This window comes from Bacillus sp. iso_77 (assembly GCF_056173625.1).
On record NZ_CM149683.1, the window covers coordinates 2,979,753 to 3,001,513 of the forward strand.

Annotated in this window: 18 protein-coding genes, 1 pseudogene and 1 riboswitch; of the genes and pseudogenes, 5 read left to right on the forward strand and 14 right to left on the reverse strand. The window is 41.2% G+C overall.

The features are described from left to right. Window positions 1-70: 70 nt before the first annotated feature. The 10 genes from AC0VYC_RS15445 to AC0VYC_RS15490 form a co-directional block, all read right to left on the reverse strand. Window positions 71-1,462: a glycoside hydrolase family 28 protein gene (locus AC0VYC_RS15445; protein ID WP_073412701.1), complete on the reverse strand. Its 1,392-nt coding sequence runs from the start codon at window positions 1,460-1,462 to the stop codon at window positions 71-73. Between the two features lie 20 nt (window positions 1,463-1,482). Then, the gene (locus AC0VYC_RS15450; RefSeq protein ID WP_475388787.1) at window positions 1,483-2,976 is read right to left on the reverse strand and encodes a UxaA family hydrolase; all 1,494 of its coding nucleotides are present in this window, start codon (window positions 2,974-2,976) and stop codon (window positions 1,483-1,485) included. Next, a complete protein-coding gene (locus tag AC0VYC_RS15455; RefSeq protein WP_342461983.1) occupies window positions 2,973-4,424 on the reverse strand; it encodes a tagaturonate reductase in 1,452 nt (483 codons plus the stop codon). Before AC0VYC_RS15455 ends, AC0VYC_RS15450 begins: the two co-directional genes overlap by 4 nt. Window positions 4,425-4,482: 58 nt before the next feature. Then, a complete protein-coding gene (locus AC0VYC_RS15460; protein WP_058213615.1) occupies window positions 4,483-5,493 on the reverse strand; it encodes a LacI family DNA-binding transcriptional regulator in 1,011 nt (336 codons plus the stop codon). Window positions 5,494-5,560: 67 nt separating this feature from the next. Beyond that, entirely contained in the window at window positions 5,561-6,997 is a 1,437-nt protein-coding gene (gene uxaC / locus AC0VYC_RS15465; protein ID WP_335350317.1) for a glucuronate isomerase, read from the reverse strand. Between the two features lie 136 nt (window positions 6,998-7,133). After that, window positions 7,134-8,888: a HAMP domain-containing sensor histidine kinase gene (locus AC0VYC_RS15470; RefSeq protein WP_212360973.1), complete on the reverse strand. Its 1,755-nt coding sequence runs from the start codon at window positions 8,886-8,888 to the stop codon at window positions 7,134-7,136. A 3-nt stretch (window positions 8,889-8,891) separates the two neighbouring features. Further along, window positions 8,892-9,614 (reverse strand): response regulator transcription factor, encoded by a 723-nt coding sequence (locus tag AC0VYC_RS15475; RefSeq protein WP_047945406.1) that lies wholly within the window; start codon window positions 9,612-9,614, stop codon window positions 8,892-8,894. Window positions 9,615-9,793: 179 nt separating this feature from the next. Then, complete coding sequence (locus AC0VYC_RS15480; RefSeq protein ID WP_017368048.1) at window positions 9,794-10,609, reverse strand: ABC transporter ATP-binding protein; 816 nt, start codon at window positions 10,607-10,609, stop codon at window positions 9,794-9,796. A 21-nt stretch (window positions 10,610-10,630) separates the two neighbouring features. Continuing rightward, complete coding sequence (locus tag AC0VYC_RS15485) at window positions 10,631-11,653, reverse strand: FecCD family ABC transporter permease (RefSeq protein ID WP_007500263.1); 1,023 nt, start codon at window positions 11,651-11,653, stop codon at window positions 10,631-10,633. Beyond that, window positions 11,654-12,706, reverse strand: a complete 1,053-nt coding sequence (locus AC0VYC_RS15490; protein WP_008347113.1) for a FecCD family ABC transporter permease — start codon at window positions 12,704-12,706, stop codon at window positions 11,654-11,656. A 259-nt stretch (window positions 12,707-12,965) separates the two neighbouring features. On the opposite strand from AC0VYC_RS15490, the pseudogene AC0VYC_RS15495 reads away from it, so the two are divergent. Beyond that, a pseudogene (locus AC0VYC_RS15495) lies at window positions 12,966-13,903 on the forward strand (ABC transporter substrate-binding protein). A 37-nt stretch (window positions 13,904-13,940) separates the two neighbouring features. Here AC0VYC_RS15495 and AC0VYC_RS15500 read toward each other — a convergent pair. From AC0VYC_RS15500 to AC0VYC_RS15510, 3 genes are all read right to left on the reverse strand, one after another. Then, complete coding sequence (locus AC0VYC_RS15500) at window positions 13,941-15,350, reverse strand: amino acid permease (protein WP_475388790.1); 1,410 nt, start codon at window positions 15,348-15,350, stop codon at window positions 13,941-13,943. A gap of 192 nt (window positions 15,351-15,542) precedes the next feature. Further along, window positions 15,543-15,721, reverse strand: a riboswitch (Lysine riboswitch). 122 nt (window positions 15,722-15,843) lie between these two features. Further along, on the reverse strand, window positions 15,844-15,987 hold the full coding sequence (gene sspJ, locus AC0VYC_RS15505) for a small acid-soluble spore protein SspJ (protein ID WP_008347117.1): 144 nt from the start codon (window positions 15,985-15,987) through the stop codon (window positions 15,844-15,846). 82 nt (window positions 15,988-16,069) lie between these two features. Continuing rightward, entirely contained in the window at window positions 16,070-16,498 is a 429-nt protein-coding gene (locus tag AC0VYC_RS15510) for a MarR family winged helix-turn-helix transcriptional regulator (RefSeq protein WP_007500254.1), read from the reverse strand. Between the two features lie 170 nt (window positions 16,499-16,668). Here AC0VYC_RS15510 and AC0VYC_RS15515 point away from each other — a divergent pair, with 170 nt between their 5' ends. The 4 genes from AC0VYC_RS15515 to modB all read left to right on the forward strand — a co-directional run bounded on the left by AC0VYC_RS15515 (window position 16,669) and on the right by modB (window position 20,691). Continuing rightward, window positions 16,669-17,160, forward strand: coding sequence for a metal-dependent hydrolase (locus tag AC0VYC_RS15515; RefSeq protein ID WP_008347118.1), 492 nt, complete (start codon window positions 16,669-16,671; stop codon window positions 17,158-17,160). A 123-nt stretch (window positions 17,161-17,283) separates the two neighbouring features. Then, window positions 17,284-19,134, forward strand: coding sequence for an LTA synthase family protein (locus AC0VYC_RS15520; protein WP_058336922.1), 1,851 nt, complete (start codon window positions 17,284-17,286; stop codon window positions 19,132-19,134). A gap of 115 nt (window positions 19,135-19,249) precedes the next feature. Further along, window positions 19,250-20,026, forward strand: a complete 777-nt coding sequence (modA, locus tag AC0VYC_RS15525; RefSeq protein WP_427243746.1) for a molybdate ABC transporter substrate-binding protein — start codon at window positions 19,250-19,252, stop codon at window positions 20,024-20,026. Continuing rightward, entirely contained in the window at window positions 20,026-20,691 is a 666-nt protein-coding gene (modB, locus tag AC0VYC_RS15530) for a molybdate ABC transporter permease subunit (RefSeq protein WP_203143662.1), read from the forward strand. Before modA ends, modB begins: the two co-directional genes overlap by 1 nt. A 195-nt stretch (window positions 20,692-20,886) precedes the next feature. Here the strand turns inward: modB and AC0VYC_RS15535 are convergent, their stop codons facing one another. Then, window positions 20,887-21,732 carry an aldo/keto reductase gene (locus AC0VYC_RS15535; RefSeq protein WP_041507765.1) on the reverse strand — a complete coding sequence of 282 codons (846 nt, stop codon included), beginning with the start codon at window positions 21,730-21,732 and terminating at the stop codon, window positions 20,887-20,889. Window positions 21,733-21,761: the final 29 nt, after the last annotated feature.

The following is a 21,761-nucleotide window of genomic DNA, read 5'->3' on the forward strand; positions in this document are numbered from 1 at the left end:
TGATTCCGAATACGTCTTGTCTGTCCTTATAAAAGAAAAACAGCCTTTGACGTGGCTGTTTTCACTTCCGCTATTGGTTGATATGTTCACCATTAATGACAACTTTCTGAAATGAAGGAGATACTGCATGTTCCAATGAAAGAGGGTACGTGACATCGTCAATGACACAGTCTTTCATTTTAAAGTGTGTGACCGGGGAATGTGAGTATGCGGCGATCTTCACGCCATATCGTCCCCCGCTGCTTTTTAACCCTTCTACTTCAATATGACGGACTACAGGCCTATGCGGACCGGCATCCCCTTCCTCATACATCATGTCGATACAGACCACCTCATGCTTTAAGCTTTTCACTAGATTGTTTTTAAAATAGATGTGTTCAATGGTACCGCCCCTGACAGAGTTGGTCTTAATGCGCAATGCCCTGTCGAGGTTCGGACTGTCCATGACATTATCCTCTGCATATACATACTTGACGCCTCCAGAGATTTCACTCCCGATCGTTACTCCGCCATGACCATCACGCATCGTATTTCTACGAATGACGATGTTTTCAGATGGAACACCGATTCTCCGGCCGTCCTCATTTCTGCCCGATTTAATGGCAATACAATCATCGCCATTATCAAAATAACAATCTTCAATAAGCACATGTCGGCACGACTCTGGATTCACACCATCTGTATTTGGGCCATGACCGATGATATTCACCCCACGGACGATGACGTTTTCACTTAACACAGGATGGACTTGCCACATCGGTGAATCCTTTACTGTTACTCCTTCAATGAGAATGTTTTGGCAATTGTATGGCTGGATAAAGCTTGATCTTAAATAATGGCCTTCGCCAAACACTCTTTCTTCCACTGGTATTCTTTTTTCAGCCATTTCAAAAAGAAGCTGACGATCCCGATCTTGAGAGGGTTGACCATTTGTTCCATACTTCCAAGGCCACCAGTGGTGTTCATCCCCCCTCCCGTCCAGCGTGCCTGCTCCTGTAATCGCAATGTTTTCTGCATGATGGGCATAAATAAGTGGTGAATAATTATAAAGCTCAATTCCTTCATATCTTGTTAGAACAAGCGGAAGATAATCACGTGTATCTTGGCTGAAGCTCACATAGGCGTTTTCATGAAGATGAAGCTCTACATTGCTTTTCAATTCTAGAGCGCCTGTCAAAAATGTCCCTTCAGGAATCAGTACACGCCCTCCTTTCAAACGATGTGCATCATCGATGGCAGACTGAATAGCATTTGTCGAAAGCTCTATCCCTTTGTTATCTGCACCATAATGAATGACATTGAATTCACGATCTGGGAACTTTGGTGCTTTTATCTGCTTTAACACATGATCTATGCCATTTGTTTCTTTGTCTTTTTTCCCTTGCTTTGCTAAACGTGCGAGTCCAATTCCTGTTAGTACTGTTCCTGCTGTCACATACATCAAATTCCGTTTTTTAGACATTTCCTCATCCCCCAGACGTCTTAAAGTGTCACACCTGTTTTAAAAATGGCCAGCTCTCTAAAATTGTTTTTTTCATGATTTAACAGTTTTCCACTCGCCACATCAATCACCGTGGCAATGAATTTCTCTAGCACCACATCTTCTGGTACATCTTCAAGCAATTCCCCCGCATTAAAGTCGATCCAATGTTTTTTTGTTTCGTATAACGTGGTATTGGTCGATACCTTCATCGTTGGAACAAATGTGCCAAACGGTGTGCCTCTGCCTGTTGTAAAGAGGACGAGCTGACAGCCAGACGCTGCGAGAGCAGATGAAGCAACCAAGTCATTCCCAGGCGCACTTAATAAATTCAATCCTTTTCGTTTTAGCAGCTCCCCGTATGTTAAAACATCCGTTATAACGGAAGTACCCGCTTTTTGTGTGCAGCCGAGAGATTTATCTTCTAATGTCGAAATTCCTCCTGCTTTATTTCCCGGGGAAGGATTTTCATATACTGGCTGTCGATGATCCATAAAGTATTGTTTAAAATCATTGATCATCTGCACAATATTGTCGAATGTCGCTTTTGATTCCGCTCTCTCCATTAAGATCGTTTCAGCCCCGAACATTTCCGGTACTTCTGTTAAGACGGTGGTTCCGCCTTGAGCCACAATAAAATCGGACAGTCTGCCTAAAAGTGGATTTGCGGTAATGCCTGAAAACCCATCTGATCCTCCGCATTTCAAGCCAATTTTCAGCTCAGATAACGGAATGTCTTCACGCTGATCTTCTTTCGCTGCGTCATAAATTTCCTTGAGCAAAGCGACACCCGTCTCAATCTCATCCCCTACTTCTTGGCTTCTTAAAAATTTCACCCTCGTCTGGTCATACTCCCCTAATGTAGCTTTAAAATCCTCAATATCATTGTTTTCACAGCCAAGCCCTAGAACGAGAACCCCTCCAGCATTTGGGTGTTTTACGGCATTTTGAAGTATTGTTTTTGTGTTTTCATGATCATCCCCAAGTTGTGAGCATCCATAATTGTGTTTTAATACTAATGCCGTTTCAAAAGGATGGATGCTTCCCCCCATTTCAGCGGTAAATATTTGAATGATTTGATCGGCAATGCCATTGACACACCCAACTGTTGGGACAATCCAAAGCTCATTTCGTATACCACTTGCGCCATTTTTTCGTTTATACCCTTTGAATGTCAGATTCGTTTTTTCATAGGGGTTTTCTGTTAAAGAAGGGCGGTATTCGTAATCGAGCTTACCTGATAGATTCGTTTTGATATTGTGCGTATGCACCCATTCTCCAGTCGAAATCGCAGTGGATGCATGACCAATGGGGTAGCCATATTTGATGATATTCTCTTTTTCTTTGATCTCAGCCAATGCAAATTTATGACCTTTAGCAACGGTTTCTTTTAAAATGATTATATGACCTTGGTGCTGAAGCTCTTCGCCTTGCTCAAGCACTTTTAAAGCGATGCCAACATTATCTGAAGGATGAATCACAACAAAGTCCCTCATGCCTTCTCCCCCTGACTTTCATATTGAAGTATTTGGTGAACAGCAGCTCTCATGCCATTTTCATGTATGCAGGTGAGCTGCTCGGCTACTGCATCCTTCAGCCCTGCGATCCTCGTCAAATCCATCCCCCATAAAACTTCGTTTGAAAGAAGTCGATCGACCATTAATTCATAGGAATGGTCCACTTCCTCCCATGCTTCCTTCATGAATGCCATCACAGACTCATCATCCTTTATTTGATCTGCATGGACTTGATAAAAATAAATCAAACTGCTCAGTGAGAACATAAGCTTCGTAGGCAACTGTTTTTTTAGCTCTATATAATCTAGAAGAGACGGGAGAATACGTGCCCGAAATTTAGATACACCATTTAAGGCAATATCGAGTAATTGATGTTTGACAAAAGGGTTGCAGAATCGATCCCAAACGGATTGTGTATAAAGAAGCAGCTCTTCTTCAGGAAGTGGCAAACTTGGCAGCACCTCCTCCTCAAGCATGCGGCGAATGAACACACCAACATGCTCATCACCCACCGCTTTTTTGACAGTATCCAAGCCACATGCATATGCAATCGGCACCATCGCTGTATGCGCACCGTTTAAAATGCGAACCTTGCTCATACGATAGGGAGCGATATCTTCCACAAAAAGTACGTTTAACCCTGCTTCTTGAAAAGGAAGCTCTTTTTGAACAAACGAAGGTGCTTCAATGACAAACAGGTGATAATATTCTGCCGTGACAAGCAATTCATCGATATACCCCTCTTCTTTTTGAACAGTCTCCGCTGCTTCCTGAGAAAAGCCTGGGACAATCCGATCAACTAACGTATTACAGAATGTGTTGGCTTCCTTCACCCAAGCCACAAAATCAGGCGGAAGATTCCACTCAGCTGCCATTGTGATCACATATTCTCTTAATCGATCACCGTTTTGTTCAATCAATTCACAAGGTAAAATGATCAAGCCCTTTTTCTCATCTCCAGAAAAAGCTTTGAAGCGGTGATACAAGAAGGCTGTCAGCTTTCCTGGAAAACTTGCTTGCGGCCGATCTTCTAATCGGTCCTCTTTTCTTAACACAAGTCCTGCCTCTGTTGTATTAGAAAAGACAAAGCGCACATCAGGACTTTCCGCTACATGTAAAAAGGCTTCATAATCTGTATATGTGCTGATTCCCCTGCTGATGGATTGAATGACGATCCGTTCGTTCATTTCTTTTTGGTCATGAAATCCTTGAATACATAAAGTGTACAAACCATCTTGTTCATTTAGAGCAGTCACTGATCCTTTTCGAGGAGGAACAACCACTGCTCTTCCTTTAAAATCTGTACAGTCGTTTAGCTTCTGAATCTGCCAATTCATAAATCCCCGCATAAAGTTCCCTTCGCCAATTTGTAGAATGGTTTCAGGATATTCAGCCACTGGGTACACATCTTTGGATAATCGTCTCAAATGCTTTTCCTCCCCGCATTTTTTGCACACGTGAACATTTTTATTTAAAAGATGCTGATTACTGCACCTTTTTTACTGAATCTCTAATCATCAGCTCTGTGTGGACATACACTTTTTCCAGATGATCGTCTTCTTGTTTTTCACCGTTGATGACTGAAAGGATGGCTTCTGCTCCAAGCGCACACATTTTTTCAATTGGCTTTTTGACTGTTGTGAGGGCAGGCGTTGTATAAGATGAAAATGAAATATCATCAAAACCGATAATAGAGAGATCATCAGGACACCTTTTACCTTTTGCAAACAATGCATTCATCGCACCAATCGCCATGTCATCGTTTGAGCAAAAAAGGGCAGTTGGCGGATCATCAAGAGTGAGTAAGGCTTCCATTGATTCATAGCCGCTCTTCATATGATAGTCGCCTATGATCATGTATTCTTTCTTCATGGGTACATGATGGTCAATGAGTGCTTGCAAAAAACCAGCTTTTCTTTCCTGTGTGGATTTAAACCCTTCTTTCCCTTCAATAATGGCAATTTGTTTATGCCCCTGCTGAATGAAATAGTGTGCAGCTTGGTATGCCCCTTCACCATCATCCGCTAATATATTCATCACTTGATTACTTTCTACACGGCGATTCAGTACAATAATGGGAATGCCCTGCTTTTTCACATGATGGATAAACGCTTCATCATGCTCGCTTTGGCTCATGAGCAAAATACCATCATACCGCTGTTTATGAATGGTTGTGTAATCGTGAAAATCGTCAATTCCTCTTACAACCAAATGATAGTTTTCTGTTATCACACTGTTGACGCCTTTTAATGCATCAACAAAGAAACTTGAGGATGTGCCTTCTGTTAAACTCGTAAAAAACAGACCAATTGTAAATGATTTTTGCGAGACAAGGCCTCTGGCATGGACATTCGGTGAATAATTCAGCTGTTTTGCAATCGACAAGATGTTTTGTTTTGTTTTCTCTTTAATAAAAGGACTATTATTCAAAGCCCTTGATACTGTGGTATGAGAAACGTTTGCCAATTTTGCTATATCTTTGATTGTGACTGTCATGCTATTCCGCCTTTTATGATTTTTTATCATCTTATCATAAAAACGCTTTCATATTCCTGCTTTTTGTTCATATCATCTTGCTTTTATGCGGAAGCTCATTTGCCCGTTCAAATTGAAAATACTGCTTTGCATTTTCATAGCTGATTCCTTTTACCATTCCCCCTAGCAAATTGAGATCATTAGGCGCTTCACCTTTTTCCACCCAATCTCCAATGATGTCACATAACAGTCTACGGAAATATTCATGTCTTGTGTACGACAGGAAGCTTCGTGAATCTGTCAGCATTCCAATAAATCGGCTGATCAGTCCGATACTGGAGAGTGCCATCATCTGCTCTGTCATTCCCTGCTTTGTATCATTAAACCACCAGGCTGTTCCATGCTGCATTTTCCCAGGAGTCTTTCCATCTTGAAAACTTCCAGCTATTGTTGAAATCACCACATTGTCCCTTGGATTCAAGGAATAGAGGATGGTTTTTGGCAATGCATGTGCTTGTTCTAACCGATCTAATACGCGGCAAAGGGGTTTTGCAATGTCTTCATCATTCATTGCATCATATCCGGTATCTGGTCCAAGCCGCTCAAACATTTTGGAATTGTTGTTTCTGAGCGCATTGATATGAAGCTGCATCGCCCATCCCCGCTGAGCATATGCCTGACCTAGTTCAATGAATGTGTGCGTTTTAAATTGAACCTTCTCCTTTTCCGTCAATGAATGTCCAGACATTCTTTTATGAAAAATGATCGTAGCTTCTTCTTCCGTCGTGTCTTCGTACGTCATTTCATTGATGGCATGATCTGAAATCAAACAGCCCTGTTCATGAAAGAAATCGATTCGCATATGAAGTGCTTTTATGAAGTCTTGATAGGATTCGATCTGGATAGATGAAACCTCCGCCAGCTGATGAACATACTCGATAAACAAATCATTTGTGATATCTAATGCCTTATCTGGCCGAAACCCTGGCAGTACTTGCACAGAAAAGCCTTCTTCCCGCAGTTGTTGGTGATAAATCAACGAATCAACCGGATCGTCTGTCGTCACAACCGTTTCAACATTTGATTTCACAATGAAATCTCTCGCACCAAATCCATCTCCTTGCAACTTTTCATTTACTTTTTTCCAGATGATGTCTGCGCTTTCTTCATTCAACAGTTCTTCGACATCAAAATATCGTCTTAGCTCTAGATGGGTCCAGTGATAGAGAGGATTTCCAATCGTCATCGGAACGGTTTTCGCCCATGCTAAAAATTTATCATAATCTGAGGCATCTCCTGTGATATGTGTTTCAGGTATCCCATTTGTTCTCATGGCGCGCCATTTGTAATGATCTCCGTAAAGCCATGCTTCGGTTATATTTTGGAACGTTTTATTTTCATAGATTTCTTTTGGACTTAAGTGACAATGGTAATCAATAATCGGAAGGTTCTTTGCAAACTCATGGTATAGCTTTTCCGCCGTTTGACTGTTTAATAAAAACTGCTCATCTAAAAAGGCTTTCATCTAACTCCCCCATCTCTTATAATGATGAAAATGATTTTGTTCACGTTAACAATTTTATTGTAATCGTTTACAAAATCGATTTCAATCCTAAAACAAGAAAAAACGATCTCCTTTAGAAAAGAAAATCGTTTTTTGGCTATTTTACAGATGGTGTTTTCTTTAGGATAATCGCAATAGTTGTTCCTTGACCTAATTCACTTTCTACTTGAATATCGCCATCGTGCAGCAAGACAAGCTCTTTTGCAATCGCCAGTCCTAATCCTGTTCCATTTGTTGGATCATTCGTATTTGTCCCTCTATAGTAACGATTAAATAAATGATCCACCGTTTCTTGCGCCATTCCGCGTCCGTTATCTTTCATTTCGATCCGAACTTCATCATTTGTTTCAGATAGAATAGCTTGAATAAGAGTACCTTTCTGGTTATGCTTCACTGCGTTTGCCAGCAGGTTCTCAATGACTCGTCTAAACCAGGCTTTATCGATCTCAAACATGACACCCTCTGTTTGATCTTCAAAGGATGACATATAATCTTCAGAAAGCGTGCTTCTTGAAAATTCGTCCATAATGGAGGCTAAAAATTCACCAAGCTCAACAGGTTTTCGATTAATAGGCAATGCACCATTTTTCAATCGATACGTGAGGTTTAAATCCTCAATCAAGGTCGACATGTATTCTGATTTCTCACGAATGACTTGTCCCATTTCCATGACTTCTTCCTTGGACCATTGGTATTGATCTGATTCTAGCATTAATCCATAGCCGTAAATCGTGCTAAGAGGCGTTTTTAGATCATGAGACAGCCCTGCGATCCATTCTTCCCTTGTGGTTTGAATTTTTCTTCGGTTTGCTTCATTCTCTTTTAACGTATTGGTGAGCTGATCCATTGTTTTAAGGATATCCTCAAACAGCCGATACTCTCGCTTAATACGGCCCTTTTTATTTTTACTTACTGGAATACCTTTTCTATTTGTTGGCTCCTGCAATTTATTTCTTGATAAGAAAATCAGCCAGCGGATAATGTGATAGATCGGTAGCCCATAGCGATACGAGTACCATAATGTCATAACGATAATAATCGTGAGCGCAAGACCTGCAATCAAGAGCGTTGTATATTGGTTTAAAGCCTCTGTCTCTTTATCATAAAGCTCGTCTGGGCTGTATACTTTGTTTGGCACCGAAACAATCATATACAGATCTTTATTCACTCTGATATAAGACAAGTCACTTCTAAACTCCCAAGGCTTTGATTGATACTTGAGCAGTTCAACATCCGTTACGTTATTTTTCAAATTATTTTTGGCTCGGATACCTTTTAAGTATTTTCCTTCTTCATTAAACAGATGCACCGATCCATTCATTCTTTTCAAAAATTCTTTTGTTTCAACTGAATATTGAGACAATGCAGCCAGGTTTTTTTCATGCTGCTTGAGATAATTGGCTACCTTTGTGCTGTTCGTTTTAAATCCATATAAGACGATAAAGCTTTCTTGATCAATCTCAATTGGCCAGAAGTACATCTTGTAATCTTTAAATTGTCTTTTTTCAAAGATCTTGATCATTTCATCCTTTTGATAGGATGTTGGAATGTTTTTAGGGAGTTGATAGCTATAGACATTGCGTTTTTTGGAATCAATCACTTGTAGCCAGCCATCACGTTTTTCCACTGCTTGTTTGAGCTGATCATCGGCTTCCATTTTTCCATCCTCGTTAAAATAAAGCCAGCTCATGAGTGTATCTCCATCTGCCTTCGTTAAACCAGTTTCAGTCATATTCTCATAGCGTTTTTGAAAATAAAGATTTTCAGAGAATGTTTGCCCGATCGTCAGAATGACGATGACAATAAACATTTGTCCGACAAAGTGAAAGAAAAGTTTTGTTCGTAAATTCATAAACTATTGAAGAACCTTCACAGGTTGCGGAATGAACTTATAGCCCATACCACGGATCGTCACAATATATTCAGGCTGGCTTGGATCTAACTCTATTTTTTCTCTCAGCTTTCGGATATGAACCATGACGGTGTTGTTGTCACCATATGACGGAACACCCCATACTTTCTCATAGATTTGATCTTTTGAAAGTACCACATTCGGATGGTCACAAAAATACTTCAGCAAGGACAAAAGCTGAGCTGAGCAAGCCGTCACCTTTCCCCTTACTTTCAACTCGGCTGCATGAGGATGGTACGAGAAATGAGCATATTCATATTGACTGTGCGCTTCTTCCTGCTCCTCCTGTAAGGAGATATAAGTTCGGTTTAAGTGCGCCTTAATTCTAGCTACTAGCTCTAACGGATTAAATGGCTTTGTGATGTAATCGTCTGCACCTTGTGCAAATCCAGTCAATTTGTCTACATCAGACGTTCTTGCTGTTAAATAGAAAATCGGTACCTTCGTCATTTTCCTGATTTCAGGTAGAACATCAAAGCCAGACTTACCGGGCATCATCACATCTAGAAGTAAGAGGTGGATGTCCTCGTTTTTGACAATATCTAATGCTTCATCTGCATGATAGGCTTTATAAATATGTTGAAACCCTTCTTTTTTTAATACGCGTTCAACCATTTTTACAATTGCTTCTTCGTCATCTGCAATCAATATTTTTGCTGTTTCCACGCATCTCTTTCCTTTCTAGCTATGATCTCTAACCGTATATTACCATTGTCCAAAGTAAAAAAGTACCTCTTTTCTGCATAAAAGCGAAAAAAGATCAACTGGAGAAAATGGCATAACAAGGTAATATCAAAAAATGCAAAAAAAACCCGGTCATACATACCGAGTTTTTTGTCCATCTATTATCCGTTCACAGCTTCAAGCTTTCTTTCATGATTCATTAAGTCATATGTTAAACAGATCGGCTTATTCGTTCTCGGATCAAGAACAATTTCTGCATCGATGTGGAACACCTGACTGAGCACCTCTTTTGTCATGACCTCATGAGGCGTACCATCTTTAATGACTTTCCCTTGATTGAGGGCAATCATGTAATGTGAAAAGCGTGCAGCATGATTCAGGTCATGAATCACCATCAGCACCGTTCTGCCCTGCTCTCTGTTTAAGCGTTCTAATAGCTGAAGGATCTCCAGCTGATGAGCAAGATCTAAATACGTCGTTGGTTCGTCTAATAAAAGCAGCTCTGTTTCCTGAGCGAGTGCCATCGCAATCCATACCCGCTGACGCTGTCCACCGGAGAGTGCTTCAATTGGCCGGTCATGAAATGCAATCATTCCCGTCTCCTCAAGTGCCCATCTGATGATTCGTTTGTCCTCATTTGATAAACGGCCAAATCCATTTTGATGCGGGAAACGCCCATATGACACAAGCTCATAAACGGTCAGACCACTTGGTGCTTCAGGCGTCTGCGGTAAGATGGCCATTTGTTTTGAAATTTCTTTTGTTGGTGTTTGATGGATAGCCTGGCCATTTAAATAAACAGCACCTTGATGGGACTTCATAATACGAGACATTGTTTTTAAAATCGTTGACTTCCCGCACCCATTCGGCCCAATTAATGTCGTCACCTTGCCTTTTGGGATGCTGATATTTAAATCGTCTACAATCAAACGGTCATGATAGCCAATACAAAGCTTTTCTGTTTCAAGTGATTTCATCTGTTGTACTCTCCTTCCTCATTAGTTCGTTTTCATCAATAAGTAAATGAAGTAAGGTGCGCCTAAGGCAGAAACGACAAGTCCAACGGGCACCTCTGATGGAGCAAGTATGACACGCCCAAGTGTATCTGCAAGTAATAACAGCAGTGCACCAATCATAGCGGACGCCGGTATCATTCCTTGATGTTTCGGTCCAACTAGCTTTCTTGCGAGGTGTGGTGCCGCTAACCCTAGGAACGATATACTCCCTGCAACAGCGACACTTGCACCGGCTAATGCAACTGCAATCAGCATGAGAAAACTTCTTTCTTTATGAACTGAAATCCCTAAGCCATAAGATATCTGATCACCCAAATTCATGATATTTAAGTAGCGTGCCCTCACCATCGCTAATACAAGAAAAATCAGCATCCACGGCACGACTGATAAGACATATGTCCAACTTGAGCCCCAAATACTTCCTGACAGCCACACAATGGCTTGGTTAAAATCATTTGGGCTCATCTTTAATTGAATGACCACAATTGCTGCCGAAAATGCAGCATTGATCCCAATACCAGTTAAAATCAATCGAACAGGCGTAATGCCCTTTTTCCACGCTAGCACATAAATGAGAAATGCAGCAAAGGCTGCCCCTGCGAAAGCGAAAAGCGGCAGTACAAATATCGTAAAATCACCTAAGTTCGACATCGAGCCCTGAAAGGCAAAGATAAACAAAACAACCGCAAAACCTGCACCCGCATTTACACCTAGAATGCCGGGATCAGCTAAACCATTTTGAGAAACACCTTGCCAAATGGCTCCTGATACAGCGATAGAAGCGCCAACAAGTAAAGCGATGACCATCCTCGGAAGTCTGAACTCGAATAATACAAGCTCATCCATTTCACTTCCGAGTCCAAAAAATGTTTTGAATGTATCCATCGGAGAAATCCTTATCTCTCCGGTATTTAAACTTATTAGGAACACAGCCACGATGGCTAAAAAGATCATGACCATCGTTCGTTTGTATTTCTTTTTCTTTGCCTGCTGTACCATTTCCATTTAAATTCCGCTCCTTTCACGTCTCGCTAAATATAAGAAGAAAGGAACGCCTATAATGGCTGTAATGGCACCAACTGGCGTTTCAAACGGCGCATTGACAAGCCTTGCCGCAATGTCTGCATAAATGAGCAAAATAGCCCCTAAAATAGCTGAGCAAGGGATAATCCAGCGATAGTCAACGCCGACCAAGAAACGCGTAACATGAGGAATCACAAGCCCGATAAAGCCAATAGAACCTGCAACTGACACGGCTGCACCTGTTAAAAGGATCACGACCAATATGCCAAGTACCTTGACTGTTCGTGTATATTGTCCAAGCCCTTTTGCTAATTCATCACCTAAGCTTAAAACCGTGATGGAGCGGGCAAGAATCATTGCGATGATCAGTCCTACAGCCGCAACTGGAATGATGATCTTAATATTGCTCCAATTTACACCAGCCACACCGCCTGCGTACCAAAAACTCATATCTTGCGCGACGTCAAATCGAATGGCAATCGCTGAGGAAATTGAGCTTAAAAGTGCGCCAACAGCCGTACCGGCTAATGCGAGCTTCACAGGAGTAAGTCCCCCTTTTGAAAGGGTTCCAACCCCAAATACAATAGAGGCGCCAAGTGCTGCACCCAAAAATGACCAAAGAATTAATGTAAAAGAAGATTGGCCTGGGAAAAAAGCAAACGCAATGGCAATCGCAAATGCAGAGCCATTTGTCACACCCATGATTTCAGGAGACGCAAGCGCATTTCTTGTCATGCCTTGCATGATGGCACCCGATACTGCTAAAAAGGCACCGACAAGTGCGGCACCAACTGTACGCGGCAGCCTTAGTTCCCTAATGATTTGATGTGAGGTTTGTTGTGAGTCAAAATGAAAGACGGCTTCCCATACCGTGTGTAAATGAATGTTTGCCGCTCCTAGCGATACTGATAAAAAAAGACCAAATGCTAAAGCAATGATTCCTATGATGACAACAGCTGCTGTACCAAAAGGCTTTGTCACAATATCTATCGCATCATCTTTAGCTGACAGCTGTTTATTCGATTGTGAGCCCAAAACCAGTCTCTTCCTTTCCGTTCATATCTATTCGTTATTAATGATAATGATTATCAATCTCGGAGTCTAGTATATCACTTTCTTCACGTTTTGAAATCCTTGTTCTAATAAATTTCTTTATTTTCATCAAAAAACCGGGAGAATTTCACCATTTTCATTTTGGTCATAAAATAGCCGATGCATTTTTTCTTCTATCATGTTAAGATATAATCGCGAATGAGAATCATTATCATAAACAATTGAATAGGAGCGAACTTTTGTGAAAAAACGAACTGGACTTCTTTTGATTTCCTTCATGACCCTTATGATTTTTACTGCTGCTTGCGGCAGCACTTCTAATAAAGAATCGGGAGCCAAGAAAAATGACACGATCACCTATCAAGATGTAAAGGGTGAAGTGAAACTGCCTCAAAACCCACAACGAATTGTGCTTCTGGCGGAAAGCTATTACGGGGATTCGTCACACTCGGCAAAACCCCAATTGCTACCACCGCACCCATCTTTAAAAACCCTTTCTATAAAGGAAAAACAGATGGAGTGAAAAATCTTGGAAAATCTCCCTCTGTTGAGAAAGTAGCCTCTTTGAAGCCGGATATGATCATTGCTTGGGGAGAAGATGAGAAATTTGATCAATACAAAAAAATTGCACCTACAGTTGCCATTCAATACAATCAATATTCGTTTAAAGACCAGCTAAAAGAATTCGGTAAAATGACAGGTACATCAAAAAAAGCAACGGATTGGATCACAAAATGGGATGCCAAAATTGCTGAAGTGAAACCAAAAGTAACAAAAGCTGTAGGAAACAAAACCGTTTCGATCGTATCACCATTCGATAAGGGCATTTACATTTTCGGTAACACTTTTGCACGCGGTGGTGAAATCATTTATGACGAGCTGAAATTAAAAGCTCCGAAGGCCGTCCAAAAAGAAGCCATCGACAGTGGTGTCGGTTATGCAAACATTTCTCTTGAAAAGCTTCCAGAATTTGCAGGTGATTATATTTTCACAAGCCCATGGAGCGGTTCAAAAAGTAATGGCGATCAAGTATATAAAAGCAGCATCTGGGCATCACTTCCTGCTGTCCAAAACAAACGCGTATTTGAAACAGATACAGTCGGTTACTTCTTTAATGATCCTGTGTCACTAGAAGGTCAGCTCGAATTTATTGTGGATCGATTAACATCTGCCTCATAAAAAAATACGTTTCTCCAATGCTGGAGAAACGTATTTTTTAAACTGTACCTTTGGCAAATTTTTTTAACATGAATGGGTAGAGTAAAATGCCAACTAAGAACAATCCAATACCAAGACCAAATGTTTTTAAATCAGCTGTGCCTGAAATAATGACCCAAGCGGAATACCCCATGGCCACAAGCGCAATGATCCCGTCTCTTGTCCGGTTTCCTTTTTGGAGCTCATATGTGTCACCTTGCATGATGACCTTAAAGCTGTAGATCGACGACACGATATACGGAATGAGATACGCAAGTGTCGCTGATGTTGTTAAGAAAGTAAAGGCTTCATTAATCGTACGTGACATGACTGAGAAAATAAACAGCTGTGACATGATATTTGTGACAGTCAAAGCAAAAACAGGACTGCCTTTTTTGTTTGTTTTTGCAAACACTGCTGGGAAATCGCCAGCTTTTGCTGCTTGATAAGGGACTTCAGAACCAAGCAAAATCCAGCCAAGCATCGAACCAAATAAACAAATGATCGCAAGAAATGCCATGACAATGCCGCCAGCCGGTCCGATAATGAGCTGAAGCACGTCTACGAATGGTTTATCAGAACCTTGCAATTGATCATGCGGCAGAACGCCCATTGTAATCAAGGTAATAATCATATAAATAGACAGTGCAATTAAAAGTCCTGTAATCGTCGCACGTTTGACATCACGTTGCGAAGAGGCTCTTCCTGATAAAATGACAGCAGATTCGATGCCGATAAATGCCCATAGTGTGGAAATGGCCGCATGATGAATTTGGCCTCCAAGTCCGAGCACTCCTTCACCACTTGCTGCTTCAACAGGGAAGTAATAATGTTCAAATAATGCGGTTTGGAATGCAAATAAGCCTGCGACAATAAAAAGGACGAATCCAAGCACCTTTGAAAAGGTCGTAATAAAGTTCAACTTACTTGCTGCACTTAAGCTTGTAATTAAAATCGTATGAGTCCCCCATAGAAGGATTGTACATACGATAAACGTTGTGAGCTGACCAAGTGTGATCGCTTCTTTTCCAAAAGTAAAGATCTCCGTTTTCACGGTTAAAATTGGGAAAAAGGTTGTTAAATAACCAGCTAGGCTTGTGATAATGGCGACATTACTAATCCAGCTTGCCACCCAATATCCCCAAACCATTGTAAAACCGGCTGCTTTTCCTTTTTTCGGATCTTTAAAAAGCGCTCTTGCATAGCTTTGTGGTCCAGCTGTCAGCTGCGGTTTATGAATGGACAAATGTCCAAACACAAAGGCAATCATCAGTACGCCGCCACCTGTGACAAGCCATGCCATCGTCACACCTAAAGGACTTGCATGCTGGGCAAGTGTACTAGGCAGCATAAAGATGCCTGAACCTACCATATTTCCGACGACAAAAGCCGTCAATAACCAAAAACCCCATTTTTTTGTCTGTTCCATTTTCGTACCTCCGTTATATTCACTTTGGACCAGACCCGGCAGTATCTTCATTGATATATTTGTGAAGCAATGACTTGCATTCTTTATGTTCATGTTGGGTCACTTTCTTACCAGCATACCCTTTTCTTAGGCAATCAGAACATAAAAAAAAGCCTGAACAAAAGTCCATGCTTTTCAAAACATACACCTTGATCTCCGGATAGCCCTCCACGCTTCAAAGACGTGGCAGTCCTGCATTTGTTCAATGCAGACCCAGCATAAAGAAAGTTGGAGCTCTCTCTACACTTCGGCGCTGATGCCTTTTTTCTCATGATCAACGATTCCATCTCTCCCATGAGTGACTCATCATCCGCGCAACCTCTACCTCACTGAGACATAGCGTGAGGATTTCTATTCATTTTTACTACACGAAGGTTATCAAACATTCTCATATCTGTCAAAGGGAAAAACATAGAAAAAAGGCAGAGAAATGATTCTCCGCCTTTTTGTCAGCTTATTGATGGTTGTTTTTCTTCTTTTGGACAGCTTCCTGAAGCGGATCGCCTGCTAGTTCTTTACTTGCTTCTTCTAACAGCTGATCTACCTGCTGATGGTCTTTCTCGCTTTTCGCCTTTTTATCCTTTTGGAAAAATGACATCGCTATTTCCCCCCTTTTCATAAAATGCCTTTGCCTGTTTAATTTGTGCTACAGCGCTCAGCATTATACAAAGAGGAGCGGTTCATTCATCGTGAAAGGTCTGTCTCATTTTTTGCAAATACGTTAGAAAGGTCTTTAAGTCTTCCTCTGTGAAGTCTGACATCATATGCTGAATCACCTTTCCAAAAAGACGTGTATGCTTTTCGTAAATAGCCAGCCCTTTTTCCGTGGCTTCTAGCCGGACAAGGGAATGATCGTCCTTGTCCCGTTCTCTCTGAATGTAGCCTTGCTCACATAATTTATTGAGGGCTATGGAAGCGGCACCTGGGTTGAGAGAGAGTCTTTGTTTGAGCTCTTCAGCATGTGATACTTTTCCTTGTATCAATATAGAAAGAGCATATATCTGTGGAGGCGTGATGTCTTTTTCTAACTCAAGTAACTTGCGGTTTAATTTACGGCTGACTTCATAATGTACAAGAACAATTTCTTTTAAAATGTCTGCATTACTCATCCGAATCGCATCCTTATCGTTAGTGTCAACATGACTTCCTTCTTATTATAGAATGTTTTTCCAAACAGCCAACTATTTTATCCCATTTTCTTTAGAAATAAGCCTTGCTGAATGGATTCACCCTTGATATAGTGAGTACTTGAACAAAAAACAGAACAGGAGTACGCATCATGACAGGAAAAACACATATTATGGGCGGAATTGCCGCCTCCACAGCCGTCGCCTATTATTACGGATTCGAACCAGTGACGATGGCTGCTGCTGGATCAGTAGGTGCCCTCATCCCAGATCTATGTCATACGAAAAGCAAAATCGGCAGGAAATTCCCGCTCCTTTCCACACTGATCAGTAGTGTGTTCGGTCACCGCACCTTTACACATAGTTTATTATTTCTGCTGATCATTTATTTTATTGCGACAACATACATTCCAAATGACAGCCTCAGTACCGGGTTACTAGTTGGGATGGCAAGCCACCTCATCCTTGATGCAGGCACAGTGAACGGTATTAAATTTTTGTTCCCTGCAACCATGAAAGTACGTCTCCCCTTTTATGTCAAAACAGGCAGCACAGGAGAACAAGTCGTACTAGCTGCTCTGACCATTGTCACCTGCTATTACATGGCTGTCATTTGCGGAATATCCATCCCATTGCCGTTTTAGAAAAAGAAAAAAGAGTTTTGCAAAAAAGCAGGATATGAATTGATCATTCCTCATTTTTTTAGTAGTTTTAAGATAAGTGTTTTTGCCTTGCAGCTGAATACAGAATGGTGAGGAGTTACATAAATGAAAGCGTTTTTCAAAAATCACTGGTTTTTAGTGTACTCCATCCTCTTTATGTGGATGAAAACATACATCATTTATCAATTCGGATTTCATATACGAACGGCCAATCTGTTTCACGAATGGCTGCTTTTGATCAATCCACTTAGCTTTTTGCTCCCTTTGTTTGGGATTGCTCTTTTCTTAAATGAAACGAAACAAAAGGTCTTTTTATTGACCACAAATTTTATTTTGACAGCCATTTTGATATCGAATACGATCTTTTACGGTTTTTATATTGATTTCATTACCATTCCTGTCTTATTTCAAGCAAAGAACATGGGAGATATGGGCAGCAGTATGACTGAATTGTTTCATCCGCTATTTATACTCATGCTGATTGATTTTGTGGTGCTGGCATGGCTCTTAAAACGGAAACCGCTATCACCAAAAGCGTCTTTTAAGACGATCAAAACATACTATGTGGTTTGCTGCAGCTTGCTATTGTTCCATGTCAGCTCAGCTTTGATGGACCACCCTCGATTTTTGACAAGCTCATATGATCGAGAAGTCATTGTTCGAAATCTTGGGCTGTTTCAATTCCATTTGTATGACGGTGCCGCTCAAACAGCACGAATTGGACAAAAAGCCTTTGCTGACGAAGATACACTTTCAACAGTGGCAAACTACACAAAAGCTGATTACAGTGCACCGAATGAAGACTACTTTGGACTTGCTAAAGGCAAAAATGTCGTGTTCATTTCACTTGAATCAACGCAGCAATTTGTCATGAATCAAAAGGTGAATGGACAATACATCACACCATTTTTAAATGAACTTGCCAAAAAAAGCTTCTATTTTGATGAATTTTATCAGCAGACAGAGCAAGGCAAAACGTCGGACTCAGAGTTTATCGTCGCAAACTCCCTCTATCCATCTAGCAGTGGCGCTGTCTTTTTCACAGCGAGTGACAACGAATATGACACACTGTACAAGCAATTGAAAAAAGAGAATTATCAATCCGTCCAATTTCATGCGAATAATAAAACGTTCTGGAATCGTGATGTGATGTATGAATCTCTTGGGATTGACCGCTTTTATGATGTCGATTCATTTGATGTCAATGAACAGAATTCGACTGGCTGGGGCTTAAAGGATATCGACTTTTTTGACCAATCCATCGATTATTTAAAAAAGCTGAAGACGCCTTATTACAGCACGTTTATTACCTTAACCAATCACTTCCCATTTGAAATTGATCCAAAGGATCAGTTCATTGATGAATACGATTCGACTAGCACCATTTTAAACCGCTATGTGACCACCGTCCGCTATCAAGATGAAGCCATCAAAAGGTTCTTTGAACGAATGAAAGAAGAAGGACTATATGAAAATACAATGTTTGTCCTGATGGGAGACCACTATGGCATTTCAGAAGCACATCATGAGGCAATGGCAGAGCTGCTGAAGCAGGATGAAATCACACCGTTTGATGCGGTTAAACTGCAGCGGGTCCCTTTTTTGATTTACATTCCTGGGGTGACAGACGAGGCCCCTCAAACCATTTCTGAAACAGCCGGTCAAATGGATGTCAAACCGACACTTCTTCATTTACTCGGCATTGAATCAAAAGATTCTATTCAATTTGGGAATGATCTTTTCTCCAATGAACGGACACCGTTCGCTGTGCTGAGAAATGGAAACTTTATTACGGATGATTATCTTTATACAAAGAACACGTGCTATGATCAAAAAACAAAACAACCTGTTGAAGAAGATGAAGTATGCCAGCCTTATATAGAAAAAGCCAATAAAGAGCTGTCTCTATCAGATAAAGTGATCAACGGGAACTTACTACGTTTTTATCAGCATTAAAAGCTGCCCTCTGGCGGCTTTTTCTTTTCTCTTTTCCTGAAAGCCTATGAATGGTCAAATAAGTTTGATTATAATAAAGGATACACATGATGTTGAATGATAAAGAGGTGTGATCATGAAATATTTATTCTTAACCTACGTCACCATCTGTTTGCTCCTGACTGGGTGTCAAACGGAGTCGACGTCATCAGATCAAAGCAAAAAGACAGAACTTGTGATTTCAGCGGCGGCAAGCCTGCAGGATGCTTTAAAAGAGATTGAATCTGCCTATGAAGATGATCATCCAAACGTGGCACTCACGAATAATTTCGGATCATCCGGCGCATTGAAACAGCAAATCGCTCAAGGAGCAAAAGCGGATCTCTTCTTCTCAGCAGCTGAAGAGCCTTTTGATGACCTTGTTCAATCTGGCGACATCGATCAGGATCATACAAAGGATGTCATACAAAATGAGCTAGTCCTCATCGTGCCAAAAGACGGTTCCTCTTCTATCAAAACCTTTCGCGATGTTGAGCACATAAAAGGAAAGATAGCGCTTGGCACACCTGAATCTGTTCCTGCTGGTACATATGCAAAAGAGATTTTCACAAAACTGAATATATGGGACCAAGTGAAACAGAACGCTGTCTATGGAAAGGATGTTCGTCAAGTATTAAACTATGTCGAAACAGGAAATGTGGAAGCTGGTGTCGTGTATAAGACGGATGCGCTCGTTTCTCGCAAAGTAAAGATAGTAGATGAGGCAAATCAAGACATGCATTCCCCCATCATTTATCCTGTTGGCATTGTAAAACAGACCGATCACATGAAAGAGGCGAAAGCATTTTTTCAATATCTCCAATCAGATCCAGCCGCAGCGATTTTTAAAAAGTACGGCTTTCAAGTGAAATAATGCCGATGCTGACCAAAGATTTTCTTTCACCTATCTGGCTGTCCGTACAAGTGGCTGCTTTCAGTGGATTATTGGCTGTCGTTTTAGGAACGTCCATTGGTTTTTGGATGGCGCGTACATCTTTCAAAGGAAAAATGATCGTGGAAACGCTCCTCATGATGCCGCTTGTCCTTCCGCCAACGGTCGTAGGATTTCTGCTGCTCGTTGCGTTCGGGAAGAACAGTGTGATTGGACAAGCGATTGAATGGATCTTCCATCAGCCTGTCATCTTCACTTATTGGGCAGCAGTCATTGCATCGACAGTTGTCGCATTCCCGCTCATGTATCAATCAGCGAAAGCTGGATTTTCTACGATTGAGTCAGACATTGAAGGTGCTGCAAAAGTTGATGGTGCGCATTCTTTTCAGGTTTTTGCCTATATTACCGTCCCACTCGCACTGCCATCTCTTCTCTCTGGTGCAGTTTTAAGTTTCGCAAGGGCGTTAGGAGAATTTGGAGCGACTTTAATGTTCGCTGGCAACATTCCTGGGAAAACGCAAACCCTCCCAACAGCCATCTATGTGGCGATTGATTCTGGACGAATGGAACTTGCGTGGGCTTGGACCATTTGTATTGTGATCCTGTCTTTCCTCATGCTGTTGGCTGTGCGCCGAAGCAGGAATTAAAAAATCCCCTTCTCAAAAAGAGAAAGGGATTCAGATTGTTGACAAAGGGCTAAAATGAACTTGATTTTAGCCCTTTGTCTTCTTTTCAGCGTGATAGAAAACCTTTGCTGTACTGGTGTGACATTTGTGAGCACCTGCACGCAGGACTGACAAAGAATGCGAGGGTTTGTCTACACGCTGAGGGAATAATTTTATTTATTCAAACCCAACCGTCATCGTTTCTGGATTAGACCCGACACGTTCGTTATTATTAAGTGCATTGATTTTTTCCATGTCTTCTTGTGAAAGCTCGAAGTCAAAAATGTCGGCATTTTGTTTAATGCGATCTTCATTGATTGATTTTGGAATGGTGACAACGCCGCTTTGCAGATCCCAACGCAAGATCACTTGAGCCACAGATTTGTTGTATTGTGCTGCAATTTCCTTTAATACGTCATGATCCAAAAGCTTTCCTTGCATCAGCGGAGACCATGCTTCAATTTGAATGCCTTTTTCTTTCGCATATTGTCGTAATTCTACAAGTGTCAGTTTTGGATGAAACTCCACTTGATTCACCGCTGGAACAACCTCCGCATCTTTTAACAGCTCTTCTAAATGCTGCACGTAGAAGTTGCTGACACCAATCGCTCTTACTTTTCCATCTTTATAAAGCTTCTCAAGCGCACGCCATGTCTCTTTAAACGTGTCTGCATTTGGTCCAGGCCAATGAATCAAATAGAGGTCTAAGTAATCAAGACCGAGCCGGTTTAAGCTTGCGTCGCATGCAGCGAGTGCTTTGTCATATCCTTGATCTGTGTTCCATACTTTTGACGTAATGAACAATTCTTCTCTTTTTACGCCAGATTCTTTAATGGCTTTCCCTACGCCTGTCTCGTTTTTATAAACGGCAGCCGTATCAATGCTGCGATAACCGTTTCGTATGGCTGCTTTGACGGCATCAACCACTTGGTTGCCGTCCTCCACTTTGAATACACCTAAACCAAACCATGGCATTTCTACTCCGTTATTTAGTGTTACGGTATCATTCAAGCTTTTGACCATGTTAACAACCACCTTTTCATAGATTCCAT

Bases quoted from the DNA above. Each gene is read 5' to 3' on its own strand.
- AC0VYC_RS15445 (WP_073412701.1), bottom strand. From the start codon at position 1,462: ATGTCTAAAAAACGGAATTTGATGTATGTGACAGCAGGAACAGTACTA.
- AC0VYC_RS15450 (WP_475388787.1), bottom strand. From the start codon at position 2,976: ATGAGGGACTTTGTTGTGATTCATCCTTCAGATAATGTTGGCATCGCT.
- AC0VYC_RS15460 (WP_058213615.1), bottom strand. From the start codon at position 5,493: ATGACAGTCACAATCAAAGATATAGCAAAATTGGCAAACGTTTCTCAT.
- uxaC (WP_335350317.1), bottom strand. From the start codon at position 6,997: ATGAAAGCCTTTTTAGATGAGCAGTTTTTATTAAACAGTCAAACGGCG.
- AC0VYC_RS15470 (WP_212360973.1), bottom strand. From the start codon at position 8,888: ATGAATTTACGAACAAAACTTTTCTTTCACTTTGTCGGACAAATGTTT.
- AC0VYC_RS15480 (WP_017368048.1), bottom strand. From the start codon at position 10,609: ATGAAATCACTTGAAACAGAAAAGCTTTGTATTGGCTATCATGACCGT.
- AC0VYC_RS15485 (WP_007500263.1), bottom strand. From the start codon at position 11,653: ATGGAAATGGTACAGCAGGCAAAGAAAAAGAAATACAAACGAACGATG.
- AC0VYC_RS15500 (WP_475388790.1), bottom strand. From the start codon at position 15,350: ATGGAACAGACAAAAAAATGGGGTTTTTGGTTATTGACGGCTTTTGTC.
- sspJ (WP_008347117.1), bottom strand. From the start codon at position 15,987: ATGTCATTTTTCCAAAAGGATAAAAAGGCGAAAAGCGAGAAAGACCAT.
- AC0VYC_RS15510 (WP_007500254.1), bottom strand. From the start codon at position 16,498: ATGAGTAATGCAGACATTTTAAAAGAAATTGTTCTTGTACATTATGAA.
- AC0VYC_RS15515 (WP_008347118.1), top strand. From the start codon at position 16,669: ATGACAGGAAAAACACATATTATGGGCGGAATTGCCGCCTCCACAGCC.
- AC0VYC_RS15520 (WP_058336922.1), top strand. From the start codon at position 17,284: ATGAAAGCGTTTTTCAAAAATCACTGGTTTTTAGTGTACTCCATCCTC.
- modA (WP_427243746.1), top strand. From the start codon at position 19,250: ATGAAATATTTATTCTTAACCTACGTCACCATCTGTTTGCTCCTGACT.
- modB (WP_203143662.1), top strand. From the start codon at position 20,026: ATGCCGATGCTGACCAAAGATTTTCTTTCACCTATCTGGCTGTCCGTA.
- AC0VYC_RS15535 (WP_041507765.1), bottom strand. From the start codon at position 21,732: ATGGTCAAAAGCTTGAATGATACCGTAACACTAAATAACGGAGTAGAA.